Origin of the sequence: Paenirhizobium naphthalenivorans (assembly GCF_007992095.1) — a bacterium.
Taxonomy (GTDB): domain Bacteria; phylum Pseudomonadota; class Alphaproteobacteria; order Rhizobiales; family Rhizobiaceae; genus Allorhizobium; species Allorhizobium naphthalenivorans.
In genome coordinates, this window is record NZ_BJZP01000070.1 from 1 (window position 1) to 2,859 (window position 2,859).

Sequence of the window (2,859 nt, forward strand, 5' to 3'; positions counted from 1 at the left end):
CCGGATTGAGGGGCTCTCCGACGCTCGCCATGAACCGCAGTCGGGAAAGATCGTGCTCCTTGGCAAGCTCCGGGCCGGCCTTCATCAGCATCCGGATGGCCGTCGGTGCCGTATACCAGACGTTGACCTTCTCGCGCTCGAGGATGCCATACCAGCGTCCGGCATCGAATTCGGCCTCGTCCACGATCATCGTGACGCCGTTGGTGAGCGGGGAAATGATGCCGTAGGACGTGCCGGTAACCCAGCCCGGATCGGCCGTGCACCAGAAGACGTCATCGGGGTGGAGGTCGAGGGCAAGCTGACCGGTCAGATGGTGCGCGACGACCGCCCGATGCACATGAACGGCACCCTTTGGCCGGCCTGTCGTGCCGGAGGTGAAATGCAGGAGCGCCATGTCTTCCGGGTCGGTCGCGGCGATCGTAAATTCCGTTGACGCCTTGGCCATGAGTCCGGGGAGATCATGCGTGTCCGCTTCCGTCCCCGCGCCGGCATCGATCAGGAGCACCGCACCCAGGCCTGCCAGTTCCTTGCGCCAGGGAGCGACCTTCTTTCTGTAGAGCGAATGGGAGGTGACCAGGGCGCGGGCGCCCCCGATCTCCATGCGGGCCTTCACCGGTTCAGGCCCGAAGGCCGAAAACATCGGGCAAAACACCGCGCCGCATTTCAGCGTGCCGAGCGCGGCGACGTAGAGCTCCGGCACACGGCCGAGCAGGGAGTAGACCCTGTCCCCCTTGCCGATACCAAGGCTCGCCAGGACGTTCGCGAAGCGGTTGGTCTCCCGCTGAAGCTCGGCGTAACTGATGTCGCGCCGCGATCCGTCTTTCGAAATCCAGCGGATGGCGATCTTGTCGCCGCGACCGTGGACGACATGCCTGTCGACAGCCTCGAAGGCGATGTTCAACATGCCGCCAGGAAGCCGGTCGAGGAGACGTTCGGCGTCCTCCCAGTGAAAGCCCGCGCAGAATCGGTCGTAGTCAGCCAGATTGGCACTGCGCCTTGCCGCATCACTCTTGCGGATTACATCCATCGATCCCTCCCCTGCGGTCCTCTTGGCGATCCTCCTCCCGGACCTTCACCTTTATCGATCACGGGTCCATCGACCACATTGACGGCCGTCAACACCAGTTGTCCCCTGCAACCGCTGTCGCGGACCCGTTGGCCAGATCCGCCGCGTTCCGAGGCGGGTGCCTTTCAGAGACCGTGGTCTTCCGGGGGCACCGCTCAACGACGCGGATTCAGGCTGATCTGGAACGCGACCCGCTCTCTGGCAGCGGCCCGTCCGGCGGCTCCGGATCGATGCCGCCAGCGGACAGCGCCTTCGTCGCGCCGTCCCAATGCTGCTTGGAGAGCGACTGAAGCCGACCGAGATTGCAGATCTCGAAATGGGAATTGTCCAGAATCCTGATGATCCTCTGACGGGCCAGCGCCTGAACATGCCTGCTGATCGTCTCGACGGTCGTGCCCAGATAGCCGGCAATGTCACGACGGCCGATCGGAAATTCGATGAAGCGGTTGTTGGTCGGTAGTCCTGCAGCGCGCATACGCTGGTGGATATGCAGCATGAAGCTGACGACGCGCTCGAACGTGTTCTGGCAGCCAAGAACCATCATCCATTCCCGGCTCAACTCCAGATCCCGCAACACACCCATCATGACCATGTGCTCCAGCTCATGGTTCCTGACCAAGAGGGCCTCGAAAGCGTTCTGCGGAAAGACGCAAGCCCTTACATCGGTCGCGGCCTCATAGACGAACGCACTGCCTTTGCGGAAGAACTGGCCGAAGTATTCGCCAGGTAATGCCAGGCCCACGATCTGCTGCCGCCCGTCGTCGAGTGCCTGAGTTATGCGAACCACGCCGGATATCACTTGGCCGACAATGCTCGGTTCATCTGTCTCTGTAATGATGGAGATGTCGCTCTCAAACCGCCTGAGGTGGCCGATCCTGTTCAATTCCTGTAGTGTTTTCTCCGGCCGAACGGCCATGGCATGATCGTGGAATTGAAGAGGCTGACGAGCAGTTGATTTGGTATCGCCCATGCTATTCGGCATACTCTTCTCCTCGCAGAAGTGTCCAAATGCAATCAACAAAATCTTTCTGAAGGCTACTCTTAACACCACGCGTCGAGATTGACTCACATCAATCCCGCGCAGATTCAATGCAGCGCAACTGTCGGCGGCTGCAGTGGATGGATGGTCAGATCATTCCGTTTGCACAGTGTGTTCAACTGGAGGACGGTTTCCGCCTTCGGCTCGCTAATACAATGGAGCAACAATAGCTGAGGTGACTCCATTGATTGCAGCTGAATCCGCTGACGATGCTCGGTCGAGCCGAGCGCAATCTGCAGGTCGTGACTACGACTCCGAACTGGACAACAGAGTCGATTTCCGCGACGTTAACGACTACTGTGCCCAACGACCGGTTCGGCGACCCAACGGCCTAGCCGAACTATCGGCCCCATTTACAACACTACGCCCTCGACATACCGGATGAAGCAAAAACGAGCTCGCTGGCGCCTAACGGTTGATGGGCAAGCAATCGCGATATATAGAGTCCCTCGCGGAGTCAAATGGCTACGGGAAAACAAGAGGAACGGTCATGCCCACTGGTACGGTGAAGTTTTTCAACGAGGACAAGGGATTTGGTTTCATTAGTCCGGAGAATGGCGGAATGGACATATTCGTTCACGTGTCTGCTTTGGAGCGAGGTGGTTCGCTCAGAGAAGGCGACAAGGTCAGCTTCAACGTAGGCCAAGACCGCAAAACCGGGAAATCCAAGGCCGAGAACGTTAGCAAGCTCTGACAGAGGGCTCAAACGAGCTTCCTCTGCACCGAAAGATATCGTTTCGTTGTCCCCCTGAGC

At 59.4% G+C, this 2,859-nt stretch carries 3 protein-coding genes; 1 reads left to right on the plus strand and 2 read right to left on the minus strand.

The genetic code is table 11. The features are described from left to right. Positions 1–1,027, minus strand: a 1,027-nt coding sequence (locus RNA01_RS22980; protein WP_147182410.1) for an AMP-binding protein, incomplete at its 3' end; no start/stop codon positions are given. A 208-nt stretch (positions 1,028–1,235) separates the two neighbouring features. After that, positions 1,236–2,156: a Crp/Fnr family transcriptional regulator gene (locus RNA01_RS22985; protein WP_147182411.1), complete on the minus strand. Its 921-nt coding sequence runs from the start codon at positions 2,154–2,156 to the stop codon at positions 1,236–1,238. A gap of 439 nt (positions 2,157–2,595) precedes the next feature. Between RNA01_RS22985 and RNA01_RS22990 the strand changes: the two genes are divergently transcribed. Then, positions 2,596–2,799, plus strand: coding sequence for a cold-shock protein (locus tag RNA01_RS22990; RefSeq protein WP_147182412.1), 204 nt, complete (start codon positions 2,596–2,598; stop codon positions 2,797–2,799). Positions 2,800–2,859: the final 60 nt, after the last annotated feature.

Coding starts and splice junctions, on each gene's coding strand:
- RNA01_RS22990 (WP_147182412.1), top strand. CDS start 2,596: ATGCCCACTGGTACGGTGAAGTTTTTCAACGAGGACAAGGGATTTGGT.